This is a genomic window from Geodermatophilus sp. SYSU D01119, assembly GCF_054049975.1.
In genome coordinates this window covers 1-22,131 of sequence record NZ_JBJGYL010000045.1, presented here as the reverse complement: position 1 = coordinate 22,131, position 22,131 = coordinate 1, and the positions used below count along the sequence as shown (strand labels likewise).

Here is a 22,131-nt window from a genome sequence, read left to right as displayed (position 1 = left end):
CGTGCTCTGCCCCCACGGGCGGGGCAGAGCACGACCCGGCGCGGGACCACCCGGTCCCCGTGTGGGCGACGTCATCGCGCCGGGCGCGCCCGGACCGACACGATGGCGCCGTGCTGCGCGCCGGACCGGGTCCGCGACCGGCGTGGCGGCGCCGGACCGCGGCCGCCGCCGGGGTCCTCGGCCTCGCCGGCACCCTGGCGCTGCTCGCCGTGCTGGTCGTCGGGGACGGGACCGCCGTCACCTACACGCTGGGCCTGGTCTCCTCCTGGTGGCTGCTGCCGGCGCCGCTGGTGCTGCTCGCCGCGCTGGCCGCCCGTTCCTGGCGGGCCGTGGCCGCCGCGCTGCTGCCCGCGCTCGCCTGCCTGCTCCTGCAGGGCCCCTGGCTGCTGCACCGCGTCACCGTCGACGAGGACGCCCCCGCCGACCTGCGGGTGGTCACCTGGAACGTCACCGCCGGCACGCCGCCCGACGGCCTGGCCCGGCTGCTCGCCGACACCCGGCCCGACGTCGTCCTGCTGCAGGAGATCGCCGTCCGCTCGCGGGCGCAGGTGCGGGCGCTGGTCCCCGACGGCTGGTCGCTGTGGCTGTCCTCGGCGGGCGGTGGCCGCGACGGCTCGGCCGTCCTGTCCCGCTGGCCGGTCACCGCCGTCGTCCCGGTCGAGGGCCTGCCCGACGGCGCCCGGCCGGCCGACGTGGTCACCGTCGACGCCGGCGGGACCCCGCTGTCCCTGCTCTCGGTGCACCTGGCCTCACCCTGCTACGGCGGCTGCGCCCGCGACGAGGGCGCGGAGCCGGTGAGCACCGGCCGGGCGGCCCGGCTGCGGGTGGAGGAGGCGCGCCGCTACGCCGAGGTCGCGGCGGAGGCCGCCGACGACGGGCGGCCGTTCGTGCTCGCCGGCGACCTCAACTCCTCGCCGCTCAACGAGCCGCTGCGCCTGCTCACCGGCGCCGGGCTCACCGACGTGCACGCCGCCGTCGGCACCGCGCCGCAGCTCACCCGCGGCCCGGGACCCGGGCTGGCCCGCATCGACGCCGTCCTGGTCACCGGGCTGGTGCCGGTGCGCTCCGCCGAGCGGGACCCCGGGACCAGCACGCACTCCCCGGTCGTCGCCGACCTCGACTGGCCGGAGGCGCCGGACCGCTGACCGTCACGGGCCCTGGTCGTCACGGGCCCTGGTCGTCACGGGCCCTGGTCGTCACGGCGCCTGATCGTCATCACGCCGCCGGGTCGCCGTTCCCGTGCCGACACCGGGCTCCCCGACGCTCCGGGGACGTGACCGCCGCAGCGCCCGCCCGCCCCGCCGTCCGCTACCGCACCACCGTCCGCTACCGCACCGCGCTCGCCCGCACCGCCGCCGACCTCGCCGAGGCCCAGCGGCTGCGGCACGACGTGTTCGCCCTCGAGTGCGGCGCCGTCCTCGACGCCCCCGGCGCCGCCGACGGCCGCGACGAGGACGAGTGGGACGCGGTCTGCGACCACCTCGTCGTCCGCGAGGAGACCTCCGGGCAGGTGGTCGGCACCTACCGGCTCCTGCCACCCGAGCGGGCGGCCGCCCGGGGCCGCGGCTACTCCGACGGCGAGTTCGACCTCTCCCGGCTGGCGCCGCTGCGGCCGGGCCTGGTCGAGGCCGGGCGCAGCTGCGTGCACCCCGACCACCGCTCCGGCGCGGTCATCACCCAGCTGTGGGCCGGGCTCGCCCGCTACGTCCTCGACGGCGGCCACACCCACCTCGGCGGCTGCGCGTCGGTGTCGCTGGCCGACGGCGGCGCGACGGCGGCCGGCGTCTGGGACGTCGTGCGGGCCCGGCACCTGACGCCGGCGGCGCTGCGGGTCGTCCCGCACGTGCCCTTCGACGTCGAGGCCCCGCCCCGGCCCGCCCGCCTCACCGTGCCGCCGCTCCTGCGCGCCTACCTGCAGCTCGGCGCCCGGGTGGGCGGCCGCCCGGCGCACGACCCGGCCTTCGGCACCGCCGACCTCTACGTGCTGCTGGACCTGGCCGACGTCGACCCGCGGGTGCTGCGCCGGCTGACGGGCGCCGGCCGGTGAACCCCTGGCTGGCGGTGTCCGGCTGCACCCCCGCCTGCGCGGACGCCGGTCCCGGGGGGTCCGGGCGGGCCGCGGCCCGCCGCCTGGCCGGCGTCGCCGCGGCACTCACGCGCCCCGGCGCGGATGCGCCCGCCCGGGTGCTGGCCGCGCTCGGCGTCGCCCTCGAGGTCTCCGGCGACCTGCCGGGAGCGGGTGGTGGCCCGGCCCCGCTCGTGGTGAGCAACCACGTCTCCTGGCTCGACGACCTCGCCCTCGCCGCGTTGCTGCCCGGCGCCCGGCCGGTGGCCAAGGCCGAGGTGGGCGGCTGGCCGGTGGTCGGCGCGTGGGCGCGGCGCACCGGGGTCGTCCTGCACGACCGCACCCGGCTGTCCACGCTGCCGGGCACGGTCGCCGAGGTCGCCGCACTGCTGCGCGCCGGGCAGCCGGTGGCCGTGCACCCCGAGGGCACCACCGCCTGCGGGGCCCGCCTCGGCCGCTTCCGGCCGGCCTTCTTCCAGGCCGCCGTCGACGCCGGTGCGCCGGTGCTGCCGGTCGCGCTGCGGTACCGGACCGCCGCCGGCCCCACCACGCTCGCCGGCTACCTCGGCGACGACCCGCTGTGGCGCAGCCTCCGCCGCGTCGCCGGCGCCGGGGACCTGGTGCTCGAGGTGCACGCCCTGCCGGCGCTGCGGCCGGGCACCGACCGGCGGGCCCTGGCCGCGCTGGCCGAGTACGCCGTGGCGGGCGTGGTCGAGGCGGCCGCGCCGGTGGTGGCCGCCCACCCGCGCCCGGCCCGCCGCACGCCGCCGTCGTCGTCGCTGCCGTCCTCGCTGACGCCGTCGCGCCCGCCCGTGGCACCTCAGCCCGCCGCGGCGACGGCGGCCTCGTCGGCGTGTGCCACGTGGCCGAGCTCGCGCCAGACCACCGCGAGCAGGAGCGCCGACCCGGCGGAGGCGAACCAGAACGGCCCCGTCACGCCCCACACGCGGGCGACGACGCCGCCCACGGCCTGGCCTGCGACGATGCCGCCGAAGACGCCCATCGCGTAGAGGCTGCCCACCCGGCCCTGCAGGTCGAGGGGCACCGCCCGCATCCGCACCGTCCGCGAGGTGGTGCCCCACACGAAGGCGTGCGCCCCGAAGACGAACAGCACGGCCAGGGCGACGCCGGCCGAGGTGGTGAGCGCCAGCCCGAGGTGGGTGAGCGTCTCGATCACCAGGCCGCCGCGCATCAGGGTGGCCAGCCGGACGCGGCGGGTCAGCCGGCCGTAGGACGCCGTGCCGAGGACGCCGCCGAGCGCGGTCACCGTGGTGAGCAGCCCGTAGCCGGCCGCCCCGAGGCCCAGCCGCTGGTCGGCCCACAGCACGAGCACCGACCAGGCCGCGCCGTAGGTGACGTTGAACAGCACGATCGTCAGCGTCAGGGTGCGCACCGCCGGGTTGCCCCAGGTCCACCGCAGGCCCTCGGCGATGGCCCGCCGCGCCGGCGGGTGTCCCGCGACCGGCGCCCGCGCCGGCAGCCGCATCCGCGAGACGAGCACCGCGCCGAGCGCCACGCAGGCGGCCTGGGTGGCGAACGGCCAGGCCGTGCCGGCGGCGAACAGCAGGCCGCCGAGGGCCGGGCCCGCGAACTGGTCCATGGTCAGCGTGCCGGCCATCAGCCGGGCGTTGCCGGTGCCGAGGTCGGCGCGCGGGACGACCATCGGCAGCAGGGTGCCGCCCGTGGTGTCGGCGAACACCTCCGCGGTACCGAGCACGAACAGCGTCCCGAGGACGACCGGCAGCCCGACCCCGCCCGTGGCCAGCGCGACGGTGAGCACGGCGAGCACCGCGGCGCGGGCGGTGTCGACGGCGATCAGCAGCCGCCGCCGGTCCACCCGGTCGGCGAGCACGCCGGCGTGCAGGCCGAACAGCAGCCAGGGCAGCTGCTGCAGCAGCGCGCCGAGCGCGACCAGCAGCGGGTCCCGCGTCACCCCGGCGACCAGCAGGGGGCCGGCGGCCAGCGCGATGCCGTCGCCGAGGTTGCCCACCCACGAGGACGCCACCAGCCAGCGGAACGGGATCCCCATCCGCGCCGGGAACACCGCCTCCACGACCCGCCCCACGGGCCGGGGACCCTACCGCCGACCGTTCCTGCTCTCTCCGGGATAACCGGCTGCTCCTGTCGGCCCCGTCGGCGAGCATGGGGCCGACGGCGCCGACGGTGCGCCACCCCGAGGAGGACCCCGATGGCCGGCCTGCCGCGCGCGCTGGCGCCCCTGCGGCACCGTTCCTACCGGCTGCTGGCGGCCTCGATGGGCCTGTCGCTGCTCGCGCAGGGCCTGTGGACGGTCGCCCTCGTCTGGCAGGTGGTCGACCTCGGCGGCGGCCCGGCGGCGCTCTCGCTGGCCACCGCGCTCTCGGCGGGCGGGATGCTCGCCAGCACGCTGCTGGGCGGGGCGCTGGCCGACCGGGTGCCCCAGCGCCGGATCCTGCTCGGCGTCGCGCTGCTGCAGACCGCGGCGGTGGGGCTGGTCGCCGTCCTGTCCCTCACCGGATCGCTGGCCCTCGGGCCGCTGGCCGCCGTCGCGCTGGCCGGCGGGGTGGCCACGGGGCTGTACTACCCGGCCTACTCCGCGCTGGTCCCCGGCGTCGTGCCGCCGGCGGACCTGCTGGCCGCCAACGGCCTCGAGGGCGTGGTGCGCCCGGCGCTGGCGATGGCCATCGGCCCGGCGGCCGCCGGGCTGCTGGTCGGCGCGTTCTCACCGGGCGCCGCGCTGCTGGTCACGGCGCTCACCTCGGCCGCCGCGGCCGCCTGCGTGGCGGCGCTGCCCACGCTGCCGGTGCGCCGCGAGGAGCTCGGGTCGGGCCTGTTCGCCGACGTCCGCGAGGGCGTCTCCTACATGGTCCGCACGCCGTGGCTGCTGGCCACGCTGCTGTTCGCCTCGCTCATGGTGCTGGTGCTCATGGGCCCGTTCGAGGTGCTGGTGCCCTTCGCGGTGCGCGACCAGGCCGGCGGGGGCCCGTCGGAGCACGCGCTGGTGCTGGCCGCGTTCGGCATCGGCGGCGCGGTCGGGTCGGCGGTCGTGGCCTCGTTCCGGCTGCCCCGGCGCTACCTCACGGTGATGAACCTGCTGTGGGGTCTGGGCTGCGTGCCGATGGTCGTCTTCGGCTGGACGTCGTCGCTGTGGCTGATGGTCGCCGCGGCCGGCGTGCTCGGGGCGGCCTTCGAGGCGGGCACCGTCATCTGGGGCACGCTGCTGCAGCGCCGGGTGCCGCCGGCGCTGCTCGGGCGGGTGTCGAGCCTCGACTTCTTCGTGTCGCTGGCGTTCATGCCGCTGTCCATGGCGCTGGCCGGGCCGGTCAGCGGCGCCGTCGGGCTGACCGGCACCTTCCTGCTGGCCGGGCTCGTGCCGCCGGTGCTCGCCGTCGTCGCGGTGCTCGCCTGGCGGCTGCCCGCCGACGAGCTGGCGCACCCCCTGGACGTGCCCGCCGGGGAACCGGCCGAGCCCGTCAGGGCCTGAGCACCCGGGCCTCCCACGGGCGCAGCGTGGCGGGGTCGTCCTCGGGCAGGTTGCCGAGGACGACCGCCGCCGCCGGCGCCTCCGGCAGCAGCTCCGCGAGGTCGTGGGTGCCCGCGCCGAGGTTGCAGACGACGAGCAGCGTGTCGCCGTCCAGCGACCGGGTGAAGGCGTACACGTCGTCGTGCTCGGGCAGCAGCATCGTGAAGTCGCCGAGGGCCACCACCGGGTCCTCGTGCCGCAGGGCGATCAGCCGCCGGTGGTGGGCCAGCACCGAGCCGGGGTCGTCGCGCTGGGCGGCGACGTTCCACGCGGCGTGGTCGGGGTTGACCGGCAGCCACGGCGTGCCGGTGGTGAAGCCCGCGTCGGGGGAGTCGTCCCACTGCACGGGCGTGCGGGCGTTGTCGCGGCTCATCCGGCGCAGCGCGGCCAGCACCGCCTCCGGGTCCCCGCCGTGTGCGACCGCCTGCGCGAAGTGGTTCAGCGACTCGACGTCGCGGAAGTCGTCGATCGAGTGGAACGGGGCGTTGGCCATCCCGATCTCCTCGCCCTGGTAGACGTAGGGCGTCCCGCGGTGCAGGTGCAGCAGGGTGGCGAGGCACGTGGCCGAGTCCCGCCGGAACCGGGGCGAGTCGTCCCCGAAGCGGGAGACGGCGCGCGGCTGGTCGTGGTTGTCCCAGTAGAGCGAGTTCCAGCCGACGTCGGCCAGGCCCGCCTGCCACCGGCCGAAGGACGCCTTGAGGTCGCGCATCCGCAGCGGCCGGGGGGCGAACTTCGAGCCCTCGAAGTCCAGCCCGACGTGCTCGAACTGGAACACCATGTCCAGCTCGCCGCGGGCCGGGTCGGTGTAGAGCCGCGCCTCCTCCACGGTGACGCCGGGCGTCTCGCCGACCAGCAGCAGCTGCTCGCGCCGGCCGGTGAAGACCTCGCGGTGCATCTCCTGCAGGAACTCGTGGATGCGCGGCCCGTCCACCACCGACGCCGTCGCGTCGCCGTAGGGCAGCCCCGGCAGCGGCGGGCCGTCGGGCAGGCTGCCGTCCGGGCCGACGTCCTTGCTGATCAGGTTGATGACGTCCATGCGGAACCCGTCGACGCCGCGGTCGAGCCACTCCCGCATCATCGCGTAGACCGCCTGCCGGACCTCCGGGTTCTCCCAGTTGAGGTCGGGCTGCTTGCGGTCGAACAGGTGCAGGTAGTACTCGCCGCTGGCCTCGTCGAGTTCCCAGGTCGGGCCGGAGAAGAAGCCGTGCCAGTTGGTCGGCTCCGCGCCCGGCTGGCCCGCCGCCATGCCCTCCCGCGGCGGCCGCCACCAGTACCAGTCGCGCTTGGGGGAGTCCGGCGACGAGCGCGACTCGACGAACCACGGGTGCTCGTCGCTGGTGTGGTTGACCACCAGGTCCATGACCAGCCGGATCCCGCGCCCGTGCAGCGCGGCGATGAGCTCCTCGAGCTGCGCGAGGGTGCCGAACAGCGGGTCGACGTCGGTGTAGTCGCTGATGTCGTAGCCGTTGTCGGCCTGGGGTGAGGGGTAGACCGGCGAGAGCCAGACGACGTCGACGCCCAGGTCGGCGAGGTGGTCGATGCGCGACAGGACGCCGCCGAGGTCACCGATGCCGTCGCCGTCGGAGTCGGCGAAGGAGCGCGGGTAGACCTGGTAGACGACGGCACGGGTCCACCACGGCGCATCAGCGGGGGTCACCGGCCCAGCCCAGCACCCCGGCGGCGGACCCGCACCCGGGCGCACCACCGTCCCCGGCGTGCCACCGGGAGTGCCGCCGCGGCGCTCCGGCTGCCCGGCGAGGGGTCCGGCCACCGCACCGGCGGCCTGCTCGGCGTCGCCAGGGGCCGCTGAGCGACCCGGCCGGGCCGCTGTTTGGATGGTCGGGTCCCGCCGGGCCCGCCCCGGCACCCCGTCCGAGGAGCAGCGATGTCCCAGCCCACCCGCCCCGAGGTCGAGCCGCCCACCGGGCCGGCTCCCGACGACCTGGTGATCGAGGACATCACCGTCGGCGACGGCCCCGAGGCCACCGCCGGCAGCCTCGTCAGCGCGCACTACGTCGGCGTCACCCACGACGGCGGCGAGCAGTTCGACGCTTCCTGGGACCGCGGCGACCCGCTGGAGTTCCGCCTCGGCGTCGGCATGGTCATCCAGGGCTGGGACGAGGGCATCCAGGGCATGCGCGTCGGCGGCCGCCGCCGGCTGACCATCCCGGCGCACAAGGCCTACGGCGACCGCGGCGCCGGCGGCGTCATCAAGCCCGGCGCCACGCTGGTCTTCGTCGTCGACCTCGTCGGCGTCCGCTGAGCGTCGGCGTCCGCTGAGCGTCGTCGCCCGCTGAGCGTCGTCGCCCGCTGACGGTCGTGCTCTGCCCACCCCCGGTGGGCAGAGTACGACGCCGCCGGCCACCGGTCGCCCGGATCACCTCGCGGGAGGCGGTTGTGCCGGGCAACGACGGGGCACCGCAGGCGCCATGAGCGAGCCGGTCCCCACCCGTGAGCACGCGCTGGCGACGACGGCCGAGAAGGCCGGGACCGAGCAGGCCGGCGGCGAGTCCACCGGCACCGTCGTCGTCGCCGGGCTGGCCAATCTCGGCATCGCGATCGCCAAGCTCGTGGGCGGCCTGATCAGCCACTCCTCGGCGATGCTGTCCGAGGCCGCGCACTCGGTCGCCGACACGATCACCGAGGTGCTGCTGTTCGTCGCGCTCAAGCGCGGTGACAAGGCGCCCGACGCGCGGCACCCGGTCGGCTACGGCCGCGAGACCTACTTCTGGGCGCTGCTGGCCTGCCTGGCCACCTTCACCCTCGGCGCCGGCTTCTCCTTCTACCAGGGCGTCGAGACGATCCTCGAGGGCGAGGAGCAGGGCTCGCCGACGGTCGCCTACGTCGTCCTGGCGGTGTCCTTCCTGCTGGAGGGCGCGTCCTGGCTCAAGGCCGTCCGGCAGGTGCGCAGCTCGGCGAGGCGGTGGGGGACCACGCCGCGGCGCTACCTCGCCGAGACCACCGACACCACCGTCAAGGCCGTCACCTTCGAGGACAGCGCGGCCCTGGTCGGCCTGGTGCTCGCCGCGCTCGGCCTGTTCCTCGAGCAGGTCACCGGCGACCCCGTCTGGGACGGCATCGCCGCGATCCTCATCGGCGTCCTGCTGCTGCTGGTCGCGGGCTCCCTGGCCCGGGCGAACGTCTCGCTGCTCATCGGCCAGTCGGTGGCGCCGTCGATCCGCGAGCAGCTGCGGCAGGAGATCCTCGGCCTGCCGCAGGTCGACGACGTGCCGTTCCTCATCACCTCGGTGATCGGGCCCGGCCAGCTGATCGTCTCCGCCAAGGTCGACTTCGCCGACACCGCGACCGTCGCCGACATCGAGCGGGCCTCCGACGAGGCCGAGCGCCGGCTGGTCGCCCGGCACGGCGGCGTCCGGTTCGTCTTCCTCGACCCCACCCCCGGCGACGGGCGCGCCCGGGCGGAGGCGCACCGGCCGGAATGACGGCGAGACGCGCGCGGTTGAGCGGTTCCGTGCGCATCGAGGTGTGGTCCGACGTCGTCTGTCCGTGGTGCTACATCGGCAAGCGCCGGCTGGAGTCCGCGCTGGAGCGCTTCCCGCACCGCGACCAGGTCGAGGTGGTCTGGCGGTCCTTCCAGCTCGACCCCACCGTCCCCGAGGGCGAGACCCACGCGACCCTCCCGGCGCTGGCCGCCAAGTACGGCCGCCCGGTCGAGGACATGCGGGCGATGATGCGGCACGTCGAGGAGACCGCGGCCGGTGAGGGCCTGGAGTACTCCCTGGCCGACGGCGTCAGCGGCAACACGCTGCTCGCCCACGAGCTCCTCCACCTGGCCGCCGACCGCGGCCTGCAGGGCCCGATGAAGGAGCGCCTGCTCCACGCGTACTTCGAGGAGTCCCGCTCGGTCTTCGACGTCGACGCGCTCGTGCCGCTGGCCGTCGAGGTGGGACTGGACGAGGCCGAGGTCCGCGCCGCGCTGGCCGACTCCCGCTACCGCTCCGCGGTGCTCACCGACGCCGCCACCGCGCAGGCGCTCGGCGCGACCGGCGTCCCGTTCTTCGTCGTCGACCGGAGGTACGGCGCCGCGGGTGCCCAGCCGGCCGACCTGCTGCTGCAGGTGCTGGAGCGGGCCTGGGCCGACGCCCACCCGCTGGCCACCGTCCCGGCGGCCGAGGGCTGCGAGGGCGACTCCTGCGCCGTCTGACCCGCTGACACGACGGAGGGCTCCACCCGGTCCGGGTGGAGCCCTCCGTGCGTTGCGCTACTGGGTGGCGGGGCCGCCCTGCTCGGTGCCCGAGATGTTCCTCAGCAGCTCGTGGCAGCGCCTGGCGCGGGCCGAGTCCTGCTCCATGACCTCGCGGAAGAACGCGGCGACGTCGTCCAGCCCGGCGTTCTCGGCGTCGCGCACGTACTGGCCGTAGTCGTGGCCGGCCTTCAGCGAGTGGTACTGCACGGAGATCAGGTCGAAGGTGACGTCCTCGAAGCCGGTCTCACCGGTGGCCATGGTGCCTCCTCGTCGATGGGTCGGTGTGGCAGCAGGTTCCCCGCCGGGACGGGGTGAAACGGACCGGTCCGGCTCAGGCGGGCGGGGCCTCGGAGGAGGCGCCGCCGGTGACGTCGCCGCCGCCGGCGTCGTCGGCGAGCGTCTGCCCGGCCGTGGTCCCGGCGTCGTCGGCGGTGAGCTCGTCCTCGCCGGTGGACGCCGGGTCGTCCGCGGCGGAGGCGAGGTCGGCGCCCTGGCCGTAGGCGCCGGGGTCGGCCTGCGTCGTCCGGGGGTCGTCGAGCGGGTCCGGCACGTCGGGGTCGGTGACGGTCATGCGTCCTCCCTTCCCGCCGGTCCGTGGTGGCAACCCCTGGCCGGATGCGTAAGCCGTGTGTTACACATCCGGGGTGCAGGCACTCGAGGCCCTGGCCGACCCGACCAGGCGCCGGCTGCTCGCCCTGCTCCGCGAGGGGGAGGTGGCCGCGGGCGAGCTGGCCGTCCGCTTCCCGGTCAGCCGCCCGGCGATCAGCCGGCACCTGCGCGTGCTGCGGGAGGCCGGGCTGGTGCGCAGCCGGGTCGAGGGCCGCCGCCGGCTGTACGCGCTCGACCCGCGCCCGCTGCAGGAACTCGACGACTGGCTGGAGCCCTACCGCGACCTGTGGGCGCAGCGGTTCGACGCCCTCGACACCGAGATCGCCCGCGGCCGCCGGGCCCGGGCCCACCCCCCGACGGACGGAGACGTTCCGTGACCGACGCGCAGTCCACCCCCGCCGACCCGCCCACCGGCCGCCGCGGCGTGGTCACCGACCTGCCCGACGGCCGCCGCCGCCTGGAGTTCCGCCGGTCCTGGCCCGACGGGCCCGACGCCGTCTGGGCCGCGATCACCGAGCCCGACCGGATGGCCCGCTGGTTCGGCACCTACGAGGGGGAGCGCGCGCCCGGCGGGCGCGGGACCCTGACGATGACCCACGAGGCCGAGCCGGCCGCCGAGGCGGTGGTGATCGCCGAGTGCGACCCGCCGCGCCGGCTGGTGGTCGAGTGGCCCGAGCAGGAGGGCTGGCGGGTCGAGCTCGCCCTCGCCGTGGAGAGCGGGCGCACGACGCTGCACTTCGTCCAGCACTTCGCCGCCGGCACCGACGTCACCGACTTCGCGCTCGGCTGGCACTGGTACCTCGACAAGCTCGACGCCGTGGCGGGCGGGCGGCCGGCGCCCGGCGAGTGGGACGCCTTCCTCGCCGAGGTCGGCCCCGATTACGGCCGCGCCCCGGAGGGGACGGCCTAGGGCCGGGCCGGGCGGCCCAGCACGGCCATCGCGGCGGCCAGGCCGAGCCCGCCGACGACCACCGCCGTCTCCAGCGGGGCGGTCGCCGGCGCGGCCAGCCGCTCCCGGACGAGGCGCTCCTGCAGGTAGCCGGGGACCATGCCGCCGCTCAGCAGCCGCAGTACCCGGCGCGCCCGCTCGTCGGGCCCGGCCGCCAGGCGGGACACCGCCCAGGCCTGGACCGCGAGCATCCAGACCGGCGCGGCCAGCGCCGTCCCCATCCACAGCGAGTCCCGGCCCACCCGGGCGGGGTCGCCGGTCAGGAACGGCAGGTCGAAGTGGTGCCGGCGGCGCACCGCCAGCACCTGGCCGGCCAGGCCGGCGGCGAGCTGGGCGGCGGAGACGGCGACGAGGGCGCGGCGGGACGGCACGGTCCGGGGACCGTAGTGGCACCGGCGCCGCCGCGGGCCGGTCAGCCGCGCGCCGCCACCTGCACCGGCTCCGGGCCGGTCCAGGCGCCGAGCGAGTCGAGGAAGGCGTTGCGCCGGCCCAGCCGCGGGCCGGACTGCACGGGGTAGGCGTCGTGGGTGCCGGTGAGGTCGCGGGCGGCGTGGACGGCGAAGTTCGGGTCCTCCTGCGCCTCCCGTGCGACGGCGACCAGGTCGGCCATGCCCCCGGCCACGACCGCCTCGGCCTGCCGCCCGTCGACGATCAGGCCCACCGCCATCGTGGCGATGCCCGCCTGCTCGCGGATGCCCGCCGCGAAGGGCACCTGGTAGCCGTAGCCCAGCGGGTGCTGCCAGCCGCCGAGGCCGCCGCCGGAGACGTCGACGACGTCGACCCCGCGGGCGCGCAGCTCCCGGGCGAGGGCCACGGTGTCGTCGAGGGTGATCCCGTCGGGCGTGCCGTCGACGGCGGAGACCCGCACGAACAGCGGCCGGTCCTCCGGCCACTCCGCCCGCACCGCCTCCACCACCTCGAGCGGGAACCGCATCCGGGCCTCCCGGGAGCCGCCGTAGCCGTCGGTGCGCCGGTTGGACAGCGGGGACAGGAACTGGTGCATCAGGTAGCCGTGGGCGGCGTGCACCTCCACGACGTCGAAGCCCGCGGCCAGCGAGCGGCGGGTGGCGGCCGCGAACGCCTCGCGCACCCCGCCCAGCTCCTCGACGGTGAGCTCGTGCGGCACCGGCCAGCCCGGTCCCGCCGGCACCGCGCTGGCCGAGACCGTCGGCCAGGGGTCCTCGCCGGGCCGGGCGTTCTCCGGGGTGACGGCGGCCCCGCCCTCCCACGGGCGCTGGCTGCTGGCCTTGGCGCCGGCGTGCGCCAGCTGGATGCCGGACACCGCCCCCGACGCCCGCAGGAAGTCCGCGATCCGCGCCAGCCCGGGGACGTGCTCGTCGGACCACAGGCCGACGTCGCCGTGGCTGATCCGCCCCTCCGGCGTCACCGCCGTCGCCTCGACCACGACCGTGCCGAAGCCGCCCAGGGCGAACCGGCCCAGGTGCACGAGGTGGTAGTCGCCGACCAGGCCGTCGCGGACCGAGTACTGGCACATCGGGGCGACGACGAGGCGGTTCGGGAGGGTCACCCCGCGCACCGGGAGGGGCGTCAGCAGGGCCGGAGCGGGCGTGAGGCTGGTCACGTGGAGCAGTGAACACCGCGCTCACCTGGCCTGTTCCCTCGGACCGGGGGAGGCGGACCTAGACGTCTAAGACGTAACATCTCTCACCATGACAGGCGGGTCCGCCCGCTCGTACGCTTCCCGGACCCGGCCGGTCGGATCCGTTCCGCCGCCCCCGGGGACACCAGGCACCGGCGCCCGTGTCCAGGACACGCGGCGTGCCCAGAGGATGGAGATGCCGTGACCTCCGTGACCACCCCCGGTCTCGACAACGCCCCCACCACGCACGCCCGGCTGCTCGCCTGGGTGCGGGAGATGGCGGAGCTGACCACCCCGGACCAGGTGGTGTGGGTCGACGGCAGCGACGAGGAGTGGGAGCGGCTCACCCAGAAGCTGGTCGACGCCGGGACCTTCACCCGCCTGGCGAAGAAGCCCAACTCGTTCTGGGCCGCCTCCGACCCCAGCGACGTCGCGCGCGTCGAGGACCGCACCTTCATCTGCTCGGTCGACGAGGCCGACGCGGGGCCGACCAACAACTGGATGGCCCCCGACGAGATGAAGTCCGTGATGACGGAGCTGTACCGCGGCTCCATGCGCGGCCGGACGATGTACGTCATCCCGTTCTGCATGGGCCCGGTCGAGGCCGAGAACCCGATGTTCGGCGTCGAGCTCACCGACTCCGAGTACGTCGTCGTCTCCATGCGGGTCATGGCCCGCATCGGCTCGCGGATCCTCGAGGCGATGGGCACCGACCGGCCGTTCGTGCCGGCCATGCACTCCCTGGGCGCCCCGCTGGAGCCCGGCCAGGAGGACGTGCCCTGGCCGTGCAGCCAGACCAAGTACATCGTGCACTTCCCCGAGGAGCGGGCCATCTGGTCCTACGGCTCGGGCTACGGCGGCAACGCCCTGCTGGGCAAGAAGTGCTACTCGCTGCGGATCGCCTCGGTGATGGCCCGCGACGAGGGCTGGCTCGCAGAGCACATGCTGATCCTCAAGCTGACCAGCCCGCAGCAGAAGACCTACTACGTCGCGGCGGCCTTCCCCAGCGCCTGCGGCAAGACCAACCTCGCGATGCTCGAGCCGACCATCCCCGGCTGGAAGGTCGAGACCCTCGGCGACGACATCGCCTGGATGCGCTTCGGCGAGGACGGCCGGCTCTACGCGCTCAACCCCGAGTACGGCCTGTTCGGCGTCGCGCCGGGCACCGGCTGGGACACCAACCCCAACGCGATGCGCACCATCGACCAGGGCAACTCGGTGTTCACCAACGTCGCGCTCACCGACGACGGCGACGTCTGGTGGGAGGGCATGACCGACGAGCCGCCGGCGCACCTCACCAGCTGGAAGAAGCAGGACTGGACCCCGGACTCCGACGAGCCCTCGTCGCACCCGAACTCGCGGTTCTGCACGCCGATCACCCAGTGCCCGATCCTCGCGCCCGAGTACGACGACCCGAAGGGCGTGCCGATCTCGGCGATCCTCTTCGGCGGCCGCCGCAAGACGACGATCCCGCTGGTCACCGAGGCGCGGGACTGGAACCACGGCGTCTTCATGGGCGCCACGCTGTCGTCGGAGACGACGGCCGCGGCCACCGGCGCCGTCGGCGTCGTCCGCCGCGACCCGTTCGCCATGCTGCCGTTCATCGGCTACAACGCCGGCGACTACTTCGGCCACTGGGTCGAGACCGGCAAGATGCACGACGCCACCAAGCTGCCGCGGATCTTCTACGTGAACTGGTTCCGGCGCGACGAGGACGGCGGCTTCCTGTGGCCGGGCTTCGGCGAGAACAGCCGGGTGCTCAAGTGGGTCGTCGAGCGGCTCGAGGGCACCGCCGCCGCCGAGGAGACCCCGGTCGGCCACGTCCCGACGGCGGGCTCGCTCGACGTGTCGGGCCTGGACATGACCGAGGACCAGGTGCGCAAGGCGCTCGCCGTCGACGTCGACGAGTGGCGCCAGGAGATCCCGCAGATCACCGAGTGGTTCGAGAAGTTCGGCGACAAGCTGCCGAGCACCATGTGGGACGAGCTGGAGATCCTCAAGAGCCGCCTCGCCTGAACCCGGCCGTCCTGGACCCTCGCCGGTCCCGGACGCCCCTGGACTACGGGCCCCGCCCCGGACAGCGTCGTCCGGGGCGGGGCCCGTGCCGTTGCGTGGTCGGTACGGCACGGAATGCAGCCGTCTCCCGGCCCGACGGCCGCGACTCGGTTAGCGTTGACCGGTAACAGAGCCCCCTGACGACAGGTCCATCCCCGGTGCTCAGTCCCTACCTGCACGTCCTGCGCACGCCGCACGCGCTGCCCATGGTGCTGTCGGCCTTCATCGGCCGGCTGCCCCTGTCGATGGTCGGCCTCGGCTGCGTCCTCCTGATCGCCTCCGAGACCGGTTCCTACGGCCTGGGTGGCGCGGTCGCGGCGGCCGGCGCGGTCACCACCGCGATCGCCGGCCCGGCCCTCGGCCGGCTCGCCGACACCTTCGGCCAGCGGCGCACGCTGCTCCCCGTCGTCGCGGTGTTCGCCGCGTCGGGGGCGGCGTTCCTCGCCGCGGTCAAGGAGGACTGGCCGCTCTGGACGCTGTTCCTGACCGCGGGCCTCGCGGGCGCCTGCATCCCGCCGGTGGCCTCGATGATCCGGGTCCGCTGGACGCACCTGCTGCGCGGCACCACCCGGCTGCCCGCGGCGCTGGCGATGGAGTCCGTCGTCGACGAGCTGGTGTTCATCGTCGGGCCGGTCCTGGTCACCTTCCTGTCCACCACCGGGCACGCCACCTCCGGCGTGGTCACCGCCTTCACCCTCGCCGTGGTCGGGGCGCTGCTGTTCGCCGCGCAGGGCCGCACCGAGCCCCCGCCGCACGGGCACGAGGCGCGCAAGGGGCCCTCGGCGATCCGCACGCCGGGGCTGCGCGTGCTGTTCGTGGTGGGCGCCGCCGTCGGCTCGATCCTCGGCACGCTGGAGATCGCGCTGGTCGCGTTCGCCGACGAGGTCGACGCCATGGGCCTGTCCGGGGTGCTCATCGCCGGCCTGGCCGTCGGCTCGATGATCAGCGGCATCGGCTGGGGCGCCGTGCACTGGAAGCACCCGCTGCGGCACCGGCTGCTCGTCGTCCTGCTGGTGCTCACCGTGCTGTCGGTGCCGCTGACGCTGGTGTCGAACGTGTGGGTGATGATCCCGTTCGTCGTGGTGGCGGGCGTGGCGGTCTCGCCGTCGCTCATCAGCTCGTTCACCCTGGCCGAGCTCATCGTCCCGCGGCAGGCCGTCACCGAGGCGTTCACCTGGATCGGGACGGCGCTCGGGCTCGGCGTGGCCCTGGGCACCTCGATGGCCGGGAAGATCGTCGACACCGTCGGCGCGAACGCCGCGTTCCTCGTGGCGACGGGCTCGGCCGGGCTGGCCGCCGTCGTCGTCCTGCTCTCGCAGCGGCTGCTGCACGTGCCCGAGGAGAACATCGCCGAGCCGGTCCTGGCCGGCGAGACGACCGGCTGAGCCGGTGACCCGACCCCGGCCGGCGGCCGGCGGCGGCCGCGTCCTCGGCGTCGCCCCGGAGCGGCTGGGCCGCTGGCTCGACGGCGTCGCCGAGCGGCACGGCGCCTTCACCGGCACCCGCCTCGACGACGACGCCGTCGCGGTCACCTGCGCCGACGGCACCGCGCTCACCCTGCGCGCGCCGTTCCCCTGGACGCCCGGCGGCGCGCTGCTGACGTCCTTCACCGCCGCGGCCCGGCAGCCGCGGCGCGCCGCCGTCCTGCTGGTGCGCCGCGGCCGGTGGGCGACCGGGGTGTTCGACGGCGCCGCGCTCGTCGTCTCCAAGGTCGACACCCGGCTGGTGCAGGGCCGCAGCGCCGCCGGCGGCTGGAGCCAGCAGCGCTTCGCCCGCCGCCGGGCCAACCAGGCCGACGCGGTGGTCGAGGCCGCCGCCGACACCGCCGCCCGCGTGCTGCTGCCGCACGCGGCCGACGTCGAGGCGCTGTTCACCGGGGGCGACCGGGCGATGGCCGACGCCGTGCTCGCCGACCGGCGGCTCGCGCCCCTGGCGGCGCTGCGCCGCGGGCCGGCCCTGGAGGTCGGCGAGCCCACCCGCGCCGTCCTGGAGCAGACGCCGGCGCAGTTCCGGGCCGTGCAGGTCCACATCGTGGAGCCCGCCGACCGCCAGGCGAGCCATTAGCGCTACAAGGGCACTCCCGAGCTCAGCCGTTCGGCTGGAGGACCAGGCGGATCGGGTTGCCCTCCTTGCGCTCGAGCATCTCGATCCCGCGCGCGGCCTCCTCGAGCGGCAGGGTGCCCGAGATCGAGCGGGACAGGTCGAGCCGGCCGTGCCGCACCAGCCCGACCAGCTGCTCCACGTGGTGCGGCTCGGAGCCGTAGTGGCCGAGCAGGCGCTCGCCGAAGTAGCTGAACTGGGTGCCGTTGCGGATGGTCAGCGGCTGGTCGGTGAGGCCCACGAGCACCAGCGCACCCCCGCGCTCCAGGCACCGCACGGCCTGCTCGCGCACCGGCGCCACGCCGGCGAAGTCGAAGGCGTAGGCCAGGCCCGCGCCGCCGGTCAGCTCGCGCACCCGGGTGGCGACGTCCTCGGAGGGGTCCACCGCGAGGTCCGCGCCGAAGGCCAGGGCGCGCTCCCGCGCGGACTCCACCGGGTCGACCGCGACGATCGGCGCCGCGCCCGCCAGCCGCAGCAGTTGGACGGCGTGCGCGCCGAGGCCGCCGATGCCCCAGACGCCGACCGGCTCCCCGGCGCGGACGCCGGCGGTGGTCACGATCGAGGCCCACGGGGTGGAGACGGCGTCCGGGACGATGCAGGCCTGCTCGAAGGGCATCGCGTCGGGGACGGGCACGAGCGTCGAGACGGTGGACACCGCGTACTGCGCCCACCCGCCGTCGTAGTCGACGCCGCGGGTGTGGATCCACCCGCCGATCTCCTCGCCGGCCTGCAGGGTGACCCGGCGGCCCTCCCAGCCGCTCACGCCCTCGCCGTGCGCCACCACGACGCCGGCCACCTCGTGCCCGAGGGTGACCTCCTCGCCCTTCAGGAACAGCGGGTTCAGCGTGCCGTCGACGAGGTGCACGTCGGACAGGCAGATGCCGGCGGCGCGGACCTCGACCAGGACCTCCCCGGGACCCGGCACCGGGCGCGGCACCTCCTTGACCTCGAACTGCTTGGTGCGCACGTTGAGCCGGCCGGCGAGCATCGAGTCGGACATGGGACGGATCCTCCCCAGCGGGCGGGACGGCCACACGGGGGGACCCGTCGCCGTGACGAGTGGGGCCCGGAGGGTCCCGCGAGGAGCGGCGGGGTGGGCTCCGCGCACCCGGGGGGACGGCACCTGGCCGCGGTCGGAGTCCGGTAGGACGACCGTGTCGTGGCGTAGCGTCCACCGACCGTGTCCGCGACACCCACCGACACGAGCGGGACCGCCACTCCGACCGACCCCGTCCTCGCCGCCGAGCGCGCCCACCTGGCCCTCGCGGCGGACTGCCTGACCGAGATGCGCGCCGCCGCCTCCGCCGTCGTCGACGCGGGCGTCGACGCCTGGGCCTCCGAGCGGCTGGGCGCCGCCCGCGCCGAGCGGCTGCGCGCCCTGGCCGCCGACCCGCACGTCCCCGCGTTCTTCGGCCGCACCGACGCCGGCGGCGACGGTCAGGGCGAGACCTTCCACATCGGCCGCCGGCACGTGCGCGACGCCGCCGGCCGGCCGGTCGTCATCGACTGGCGCGCTCCGATGAGCCGGCCGTTCTACCGCGCCAGCGCGGCCGACCCGCAGGGCCTGGTGCGGCGCCGCCGCTTCGGCTTCTCCGGCGGCGAGCTCACCGGCTACGAGGACGACCTGCTCGGGGCGGGGGAGGAGGGGGACGGCGCCCTGCTGCGGGCCGGGACATCGAGCCGGGTCCTGCTCCAGGAGATCGAGCGCCCGCGCTCCGGCCCGATGCGCGACATCGTCGCCACGATCCAGCCCGAGCAGGACGAGATCGTCCGCGCCCCGCTGGCCGAGTCGGTCTGCGTGCAGGGCGCCCCGGGCACCGGGAAGACGGCGGTGGGCCTGCACCGCGCCGCCTACCTCCTCTACACGCACGGCGGGCAGCTGGCGCGCACCGGCGTGCTCGTCGTCGGGCCCAACCGCGCGTTCCTGCGCTACATCGAGCAGGTGCTGCCCACCCTGGGCGAGGTCGACGTCGAGCAGACGACGGTGGCCGAGCTGACCGCGCACGTGCCGGTCCGCGCCGAGGACGCCCCGGAGGTCGCGGCCCTCAAGGGCGACGCGCGCATGGCCGCGGTGCTCGAGCGGGCGCTGTGGGGCGCGATCGCCAAGCCCGCCGACGACGTGCTCGTCCCGCTGGCCGGTCGCCGCTACCGGGTGCCGGTGGAGCGCCTCAAGCGGCACGTCGACGACCTGCGCCGCCGCGGGCGGGTCGCCGACGACCAGCAGCGCCTGCACCACGCCGCCGGGCGCGAGCGGCTGGCGCTGCTGCTGGCCGAGGACGCGCGCCGGCAGAAGGAGGAGGCCGGCGGCAGCCCGACCGACGCCGAGACGCGCCGCGCCGCCCGCAGCCCCGAGGTTCGCGCCTTCTGCGACGCCGTGTGGCCCGCCTGCGACCCGGCCGCGCTCGTGGCCGGGCTGCTGTCGGACCCCGCCGTCCTCGCCCGCGCCGCCCGCGGCCTGCTCACCGACGACGAGCAGGCGCTGCTGCTGCGCCCGCCGGCCCGCTCGGTGCGCGCCACGCGGTGGACCGCCGCCGACGCCGTCCTGGTCGACGAGGCGGCCGGGCTGGTCGAGCGCACCGCCGGCTACGGGCACGTCGTCGTCGACGAGGCGCAGGACCTCTCGCCCATGCAGTGCCGCTCGGTGGCGCGGCGGCTGGCCGCCGGATCGCTCACCGTCCTCGGCGACCTCGCGCAGGCCACCAGCCCCTGGTCGGCCGGGGACTGGGCGCCCACGCTGGCCGGCCTGGGCCGCCCGGACACCGCCGTCCGCCCGCTCACCCGCGGCTACCGGGTCCCCGGCGAGGTGCTCGACTACGCCAACCGGCTGCTGCCGGTCATCGCACCGGGCCTGCCCGCGGCCACCGCGGTGCGCCGCGACCCGGGCGCGCTCGAGGTCCGGCCGGTGACCGACCTCGCCGGCCCGCTGGCCGAGGTCGTGGCGGAGCTCGCCGCCGGGCCGGGGTCGGTCGGCGTCGTCTGCGCCGACGACGCGGTGCCGGCCGTCGCCGGGATGCTGCGCGGGGCCGGGCTGCCCGCGGCGGTGCTCGCCGACGACGGGTCGGCCGCGGAGCGGGTCGCCGTCGTCCCGGCCACGCTCGCCAAGGGCCTGGAGTTCGACGCCGTCGTCGTCGCCGACCCCGCCGCGATCGTGGCCGCCGAGCCCCGCGGGCTCAACCGGCTCTACGTGGTCCTGACGCGTGCGGTGAGCACCCTCGTGGTGCTCCACCGCGACGACCTGCCGGGGGTGCTGGCCCCCTGACGGTCCCCCGACCGGGCGCGGCACGGCGCGGGTGGTTGTGGCGGGCAGTGATCTCTGTTGCAGTGTCCCGGCGGGAGGGAGGCGCATGGACCGGCGGAGCCCGGCCGGCACGCTGATGCGGCTGGCCGCGACGATCGTGGTCGCCGGGGCTCTGCTGGCAGGTCTGCTCCTGCCCTGGATCGGGGGCCCCGCGGTGGCCGCGCAGCAGTCCACCGGCCTGCTCGGCGACCTGCCCACCGAGTTCACCGTGGACACCCCGCCCGGCAACACGGTGCTCCTGGCCGCCAACGGCGAGCCGATCACCTCGTTCTACGAGGAGAACCGCGCGCCGGTCGCCTCCGAGGCCATCGCCGAGGTGATGAAGCAGGCGATGGTGGCCATCGAGGACTCGCGGTTCTACGAGCACCGCGGCCTCGACGTCCAGGGCACCGTGCGCGCGCTGGTCACCAACATCGCCGCCGGCGGGGTGCAGGAGGGCGGGTCGACCCTCACCCAGCAGCTGGTGAAGCAGACCCTGCTGCAGACCGCCGACTCCCCGGAGGAGCGGCTCGCCGCCACCGAGCCGACGCTCGGCCGCAAGCTGCGCGAGGCCCGCCTGGCGCTGGCCCTCGAGGACACCTACAGCAAGGACGAGATCCTCACCCGCTACCTCAACATCGTGTACTTCGGGCAGAACGCCTACGGCATCCAGCCCGCCGCCCAGGCCTTCTTCGGCATCGACGCCGCCGCGCTCTCGCTGCCCCAGGCGGCGCTGCTGGCCGGCCTGGTGCAGAGCCCCACCTACGACGACCCGTTCACCGACCCCGAGGCGGCCACCGCCCGGCGCAACGAGGTGCTCTCCCGCATGGCCGAGCAGGGGATGATCAGCGCCGCGGAGGCCACCGCCGCGCAGGCCGCCCCGCTGGACCTCGCGCCGGCGCCCGCGCCGCGCCGCGGGTGCGTGCAGGCCAGCGTGGGCCCCTTCGTCTGCGACTTCGTGCAGCGCTACCTCATCCAGGAGCTCGGCCTCACCCAGGAGCAGCTCGACAACGGCGGCTACGTCGTCCAGACGACGCTGGACCCGGAGCTGCAGCGCGCCGGCGACGCCGCGGTGCTCGAGACGCTCGCGCCCGACGACTCGCTGGCCGGCATGTTCACCGCCGTGGAGCCCGGCACCGGCCACCTGCTCGCGATGAGCGTCAACCGCACGTTCGGCTACGACCGCGACGACCCGACGCAGGAGTCGTTCAACCTCAACGTCGCGCCCAGCCAGGGCTCGGGCTCGACGTACAAGGTCTTCGTCGCCGCCGCCGCGCTGGCCCGCGGCTACTCCTCCTACTACACGCTCACGACGTCGGACCCCTACGTCTCGCGGGTCTACCGCGACGGCAGCCGGCCCTACGACGTCGAGAACGCCGGCAACTACCGCTCCACGCTGGACCTGACGACGGCGCTCTACCAGTCCTCCAACACCTACTTCCTGGCGCTGGAGGACGCCCTCGGCAGCGTCGAGGAGCCGGTGCGGATGGCGGAGGCGATGGGGCTGTTCCAGTTCAGCCCGCCCGAGCTGCCGCAGCAGATCATCGACGAGAACCGCGGGTCGTTCACCTTCGGCTCGGAGGCCACCAGCCCGCTCGCGCTGGCCAGCGCCTACTCGACGTTCGCCGCCGGGGGCACCCAGTGCGACGTCGTCCCGGTGACCGCCGTGCTGGACCCCACCGGGGAGCCGGGGGGGGGGGGGGGGGGCGCGGGGGGGGGGGGGGGGGGGGGGGGGGGGGGGGGGGGGGGGGGGGGGGGGGGGGGGGG

The 22,131-nt window shown here is 76.0% G+C and carries 20 protein-coding genes and 1 pseudogene; 14 read left to right on the top strand and 7 right to left on the bottom strand.

The annotated features are described in order from the left end of the window. Nucleotides 1–110 precede the first annotated feature (110 nt). The 3 genes and pseudogenes from ACI79X_RS22575 to ACI79X_RS22565 all read left to right on the top strand — a co-directional run. A complete protein-coding gene (locus ACI79X_RS22575; protein ID WP_457027663.1) occupies nucleotides 111–1,145 on the top strand; it encodes an endonuclease/exonuclease/phosphatase family protein in 1,035 nt (344 codons plus the stop codon). A 128-nt stretch (nucleotides 1,146–1,273) separates the two neighbouring features. After that, on the top strand, nucleotides 1,274–2,047 hold the full coding sequence (locus ACI79X_RS22570; RefSeq protein WP_457027662.1) for a GNAT family N-acetyltransferase: 774 nt from the start codon (nucleotides 1,274–1,276) through the stop codon (nucleotides 2,045–2,047). Next, nucleotides 2,044–2,574 (top strand): annotated as a pseudogene (locus ACI79X_RS22565) (lysophospholipid acyltransferase family protein); the annotation flags it as partial. The gene ACI79X_RS22570 and the pseudogene ACI79X_RS22565, both read left to right, overlap by 4 nt. 311 nt (nucleotides 2,575–2,885) lie before the next feature. On the opposite strand, the gene ACI79X_RS22560 reads toward ACI79X_RS22565, so the two are convergent. Further along, nucleotides 2,886–4,130 (bottom strand): MFS transporter, encoded by a 1,245-nt coding sequence (locus ACI79X_RS22560; RefSeq protein ID WP_457027661.1) that lies wholly within the window; start codon nucleotides 4,128–4,130, stop codon nucleotides 2,886–2,888. Nucleotides 4,131–4,253: 123 nt separating this feature from the next. On the opposite strand from ACI79X_RS22560, the gene ACI79X_RS22555 reads away from it, so the two are divergent. Beyond that, the gene (locus ACI79X_RS22555; RefSeq protein WP_457027660.1) at nucleotides 4,254–5,528 is read left to right on the top strand and encodes an MFS transporter; all 1,275 of its coding nucleotides are present in this window, start codon (nucleotides 4,254–4,256) and stop codon (nucleotides 5,526–5,528) included. Here ACI79X_RS22555 and ACI79X_RS22550 read toward each other — a convergent pair. Beyond that, a complete protein-coding gene (locus ACI79X_RS22550; RefSeq protein WP_457027659.1) occupies nucleotides 5,518–7,224 on the bottom strand; it encodes a glycoside hydrolase family 13 protein in 1,707 nt (568 codons plus the stop codon). The genes ACI79X_RS22555 and ACI79X_RS22550 overlap by 11 nt on opposite strands. Before the next feature lie 228 nt (nucleotides 7,225–7,452). Between ACI79X_RS22550 and ACI79X_RS22545 the strand changes: the two genes are divergently transcribed. The 3 genes from ACI79X_RS22545 (at nucleotide 7,453) to ACI79X_RS22535 (ending at nucleotide 9,732) form a co-directional block, all read left to right on the top strand. Continuing rightward, nucleotides 7,453–7,830, top strand: a complete 378-nt coding sequence (locus ACI79X_RS22545) for an FKBP-type peptidyl-prolyl cis-trans isomerase (RefSeq protein ID WP_073420960.1) — start codon at nucleotides 7,453–7,455, stop codon at nucleotides 7,828–7,830. Between the two features lie 166 nt (nucleotides 7,831–7,996). Further along, nucleotides 7,997–9,010, top strand: a complete 1,014-nt coding sequence (locus ACI79X_RS22540; RefSeq protein ID WP_457027658.1) for a cation diffusion facilitator family transporter — start codon at nucleotides 7,997–7,999, stop codon at nucleotides 9,008–9,010. Nucleotides 9,011–9,027: 17 nt separating this feature from the next. Then, nucleotides 9,028–9,732, top strand: coding sequence for a DsbA family oxidoreductase (locus ACI79X_RS22535; protein ID WP_457027657.1), 705 nt, complete (start codon nucleotides 9,028–9,030; stop codon nucleotides 9,730–9,732). 57 nt (nucleotides 9,733–9,789) lie between these two features. Here ACI79X_RS22535 and ACI79X_RS22530 read toward each other — a convergent pair whose 3' ends face one another. Beyond that, nucleotides 9,790–10,032, bottom strand: coding sequence for an acyl carrier protein (locus tag ACI79X_RS22530; protein WP_075014112.1), 243 nt, complete (start codon nucleotides 10,030–10,032; stop codon nucleotides 9,790–9,792). 73 nt (nucleotides 10,033–10,105) lie between these two features. Further along, a complete protein-coding gene (locus ACI79X_RS22525; protein ID WP_457027656.1) occupies nucleotides 10,106–10,345 on the bottom strand; it encodes a hypothetical protein in 240 nt (79 codons plus the stop codon). 73 nt (nucleotides 10,346–10,418) lie between these two features. Here ACI79X_RS22525 and ACI79X_RS22520 point away from each other — a divergent pair, with 73 nt between their 5' ends. Both ACI79X_RS22520 and ACI79X_RS22515 read left to right on the top strand, forming a co-directional pair. Then, entirely contained in the window at nucleotides 10,419–10,760 is a 342-nt protein-coding gene (locus ACI79X_RS22520; protein ID WP_457027655.1) for an ArsR/SmtB family transcription factor, read from the top strand. Then, nucleotides 10,757–11,293 carry an SRPBCC domain-containing protein gene (locus ACI79X_RS22515; RefSeq protein ID WP_457027654.1) on the top strand — a complete coding sequence of 179 codons (537 nt, stop codon included), beginning with the start codon at nucleotides 10,757–10,759 and terminating at the stop codon, nucleotides 11,291–11,293. The genes ACI79X_RS22520 and ACI79X_RS22515 overlap by 4 nt, the downstream gene beginning before the upstream one ends. Here the strand turns inward: ACI79X_RS22515 and ACI79X_RS22510 are convergent. Then, nucleotides 11,290–11,703 (bottom strand): hypothetical protein, encoded by a 414-nt coding sequence (locus tag ACI79X_RS22510; protein ID WP_457027653.1) that lies wholly within the window; start codon nucleotides 11,701–11,703, stop codon nucleotides 11,290–11,292. The genes ACI79X_RS22515 and ACI79X_RS22510 overlap by 4 nt on opposite strands. A 41-nt stretch (nucleotides 11,704–11,744) precedes the next feature. Then, nucleotides 11,745–12,914, bottom strand: a complete 1,170-nt coding sequence (locus ACI79X_RS22505) for an NADH:flavin oxidoreductase/NADH oxidase (RefSeq protein WP_457027652.1) — start codon at nucleotides 12,912–12,914, stop codon at nucleotides 11,745–11,747. A 219-nt stretch (nucleotides 12,915–13,133) separates the two neighbouring features. Between ACI79X_RS22505 and ACI79X_RS22500 the strand changes: the two genes are divergently transcribed. The 3 genes from ACI79X_RS22500 to ACI79X_RS22490 all read left to right on the top strand — a co-directional run bounded on the left by ACI79X_RS22500 (nucleotide 13,134) and on the right by ACI79X_RS22490 (nucleotide 17,051). After that, on the top strand, nucleotides 13,134–14,948 hold the full coding sequence (locus ACI79X_RS22500) for a phosphoenolpyruvate carboxykinase (GTP) (RefSeq protein WP_457027651.1): 1,815 nt from the start codon (nucleotides 13,134–13,136) through the stop codon (nucleotides 14,946–14,948). A gap of 197 nt (nucleotides 14,949–15,145) precedes the next feature. Continuing rightward, nucleotides 15,146–16,372 carry an MFS transporter gene (locus ACI79X_RS22495; RefSeq protein WP_457027650.1) on the top strand — a complete coding sequence of 409 codons (1,227 nt, stop codon included), beginning with the start codon at nucleotides 15,146–15,148 and terminating at the stop codon, nucleotides 16,370–16,372. A 4-nt stretch (nucleotides 16,373–16,376) separates the two neighbouring features. Further along, nucleotides 16,377–17,051, top strand: a complete 675-nt coding sequence (locus tag ACI79X_RS22490; RefSeq protein WP_457027649.1) for an acVLRF1 family peptidyl-tRNA hydrolase — start codon at nucleotides 16,377–16,379, stop codon at nucleotides 17,049–17,051. A 22-nt stretch (nucleotides 17,052–17,073) separates the two neighbouring features. Here ACI79X_RS22490 and ACI79X_RS22485 read toward each other — a convergent pair whose 3' ends face one another. After that, on the bottom strand, nucleotides 17,074–18,087 hold the full coding sequence (locus tag ACI79X_RS22485) for a zinc-binding dehydrogenase (protein ID WP_457027648.1): 1,014 nt from the start codon (nucleotides 18,085–18,087) through the stop codon (nucleotides 17,074–17,076). Nucleotides 18,088–18,267: 180 nt separating this feature from the next. Here ACI79X_RS22485 and ACI79X_RS22480 point away from each other — a divergent pair, with 180 nt between their 5' ends. Further along, a complete protein-coding gene (locus ACI79X_RS22480) occupies nucleotides 18,268–20,346 on the top strand; it encodes a HelD family protein (RefSeq protein WP_457027647.1) in 2,079 nt (692 codons plus the stop codon). An 85-nt stretch (nucleotides 20,347–20,431) separates the two neighbouring features. Further along, nucleotides 20,432–22,131, top strand: a 1,700-nt coding sequence (locus ACI79X_RS22475; RefSeq protein WP_457027646.1) for a transglycosylase domain-containing protein, incomplete at its 3' end; no start/stop codon positions are given.

Coding starts and splice junctions, on each gene's coding strand:
- ACI79X_RS22555 (WP_457027660.1), top strand. CDS start 4,254: ATGGCCGGCCTGCCGCGCGCGCTGGCGCCCCTGCGGCACCGTTCCTAC.
- ACI79X_RS22545 (WP_073420960.1), top strand. CDS start 7,453: ATGTCCCAGCCCACCCGCCCCGAGGTCGAGCCGCCCACCGGGCCGGCT.
- ACI79X_RS22540 (WP_457027658.1), top strand. CDS start 7,997: ATGAGCGAGCCGGTCCCCACCCGTGAGCACGCGCTGGCGACGACGGCC.
- ACI79X_RS22530 (WP_075014112.1), bottom strand. CDS start 10,032: ATGGCCACCGGTGAGACCGGCTTCGAGGACGTCACCTTCGACCTGATC.
- ACI79X_RS22525 (WP_457027656.1), bottom strand. CDS start 10,345: ATGACCGTCACCGACCCCGACGTGCCGGACCCGCTCGACGACCCCCGG.
- ACI79X_RS22485 (WP_457027648.1), bottom strand. CDS start 18,087: ATGTCCGACTCGATGCTCGCCGGCCGGCTCAACGTGCGCACCAAGCAG.